2 protein-coding genes and 1 pseudogene are annotated in these 1,848 nt (G+C 54.4%); all 3 read left to right on the top strand.

Translation table 11 applies throughout. From position 1 onward, the window contains the following. Window positions 1–221, top strand: a pseudogene (locus tag KDK19_RS15965) (UDP-N-acetylglucosamine 4,6-dehydratase (inverting)); the annotation flags it as partial. Window positions 222–224: 3 nt separating this feature from the next. Next, a complete protein-coding gene (gene pseC, locus KDK19_RS15960; RefSeq protein ID WP_257292349.1) occupies window positions 225–1,385 on the top strand; it encodes a UDP-4-amino-4,6-dideoxy-N-acetyl-beta-L-altrosamine transaminase in 1,161 nt (386 codons plus the stop codon). Continuing rightward, window positions 1,382–1,848 (top strand): pseudaminic acid cytidylyltransferase (gene pseF, locus KDK19_RS15955; protein WP_257292348.1); only part of this gene is annotated, 467 nt, incomplete at its 3' end. The genes pseC and pseF, both read left to right, overlap by 4 nt.

Genomic DNA, 1,848 nt, shown 5'->3' with positions numbered 1-1,848 from the left:
TGATTGGGGCAGAAGACGCCTTCTACACGTATGAATACGAGGAGCACTTCAAGATTTTGCCAGCGATCCATGATTGGAGTTCGGATGCGAACCGCATTAAGGATGGTAAGAAGGTTCCGGAAGGGTTCGTCTATTCCAGTGACAACAACGCGGAGTGGATGACGGACGAAGAATTGAAGTCCTGGATTGATTCAAATCGTGAAAAGATCGGGAGCTTTTAATCCATGATCCCTTATGGTCGACAGGAAATCACCCAACACGATGTCGATGCCGTCGTGGAGGTGCTCCAGTCAGATTTCCTGACCCAAGGGCCGAAGGTTCCGTTGTTTGAACAGACTGTGGCCAATCATGTTGGGGTCCGTTTCGGTGTTGCGGTCAACAGTGCCACCTCCGCATTGCACATCGCCTGCGCCGCACTGGGGCTCACTGAGGGGGATTGGCTGTGGACGTCGCCGATCACCTTCGTGGCATCCGCCAATTGCGGGCTTTACTGTGGGGCCCAAATCGACTTCGTGGACATTGATCCCGCCACCTACAACCTTTGCCCGTTAGCCCTCGAACGTAAGCTCAAGCAAGCGGAGGGCGAGGGACGACTTCCCAAGGTGGTCGTAGCGGTCCATCTGTGTGGCCAGTCCTGCGACATGGAGGCCATCCATAGGCTGGCTCAGCGATATCAGTTTCACATCATCGAGGACGCCTCACACGCAATTGGTGGCAAGTACCAGAGCGAATTCGTGGGCTGTGGCCGCTACAGTGATATCACGGTGTTCAGCTTTCACCCGGTTAAAATTGTGACGACGGGCGAAGGCGGTATGGCTGTGACGAATGACCCAGAGTTGGCGGCTTCGATGGAGCTCCTTCGGAGTCATGGCATCACGCGGGATCCTGAGCGTATGACTCATCCACCGGATGGGCCCTGGTACTACCAGCAGGTAAACCTGGGATTCAATTACCGGATGACAGAACTTCAGGCCGCGCTGGGTGTGAGCCAGATGGCTCGGCTTGATGATTTTGTTGCCCGACGCCATGAACTGGCGCAACGTTACGAACGTCTTTTGGCGGATCTTCCTATTACTCTGCCTTGCCAAAACCCGGATACGTACTCCGGATTCCATCTATACGTGATTCGATTGCGCTTGAAAGAGCTGAACAACTCCCATCGACAGGTCTTCGAGTCGTTGCGAGATCAGGGCATTGGCGTCAATTTGCACTACATTCCAGTCCACACTCAACCCTACTACGCTGCTATGGGCTTTTCGCCTGAGGATTTCCCCGAGGCCATGCGTTACTACAACGAGGCCATCGGCTTACCGATGTTCCATGGCCTGACGATTGAGCAGCAGGATACGGTTGTGGGTGCGTTGAAACAGGCACTAGCGCAATGAACGTTGCCATTATTCCGGCACGAGGTGGCAGTAAGCGGATCCCCCGTAAAAATATCCGGGAGTTCTGCGGCAAGCCGATGATTGCCTGGTCCATTGAGGCCGCCCTTGAAAGTGGCTGTTTTGATCGGGTCATCGTTTCGACGGACGATGAGACAATCGCGGAGGTTGCTAGGCAATTTGGGGCAGAAACACCGTTTTCCCGGCCCGCGGCGCTCTCCGACGATTTTACCGGTACCCTCCCGGTTATCCGACATGCTGTTGAATGGCTGATTCAGAGCGGGATCGCCATTAATTACGCGTGTTGCCTTTACGCTACAGCGCCGTTCGTCTCGGCCGAATCGATTCGAGAAGGGCATCGGAAACTTCTGGAATCCGGATGCAACTTTGCCCTGACGGTAACCAGCTTTGCTTTCCCCATCCAACGTGCCTTGAAGATAAATGAAGGTGGCCGATTGGAGATGTT

The organism is Endozoicomonas sp. ONNA1 (genome assembly GCF_024606325.1).
Taxonomy (GTDB): domain Bacteria; phylum Pseudomonadota; class Gammaproteobacteria; order Pseudomonadales; family Endozoicomonadaceae; genus Endozoicomonas_A.
This window is presented reverse-complemented; position numbering and strand designations above follow the sequence as displayed.

Excerpts from the sequence above, each read along its gene's own strand:
- pseC (WP_257292349.1), top strand. The coding sequence starts at position 225 with ATGATCCCTTATGGTCGACAGGAAATCACCCAACACGATGTCGATGCC.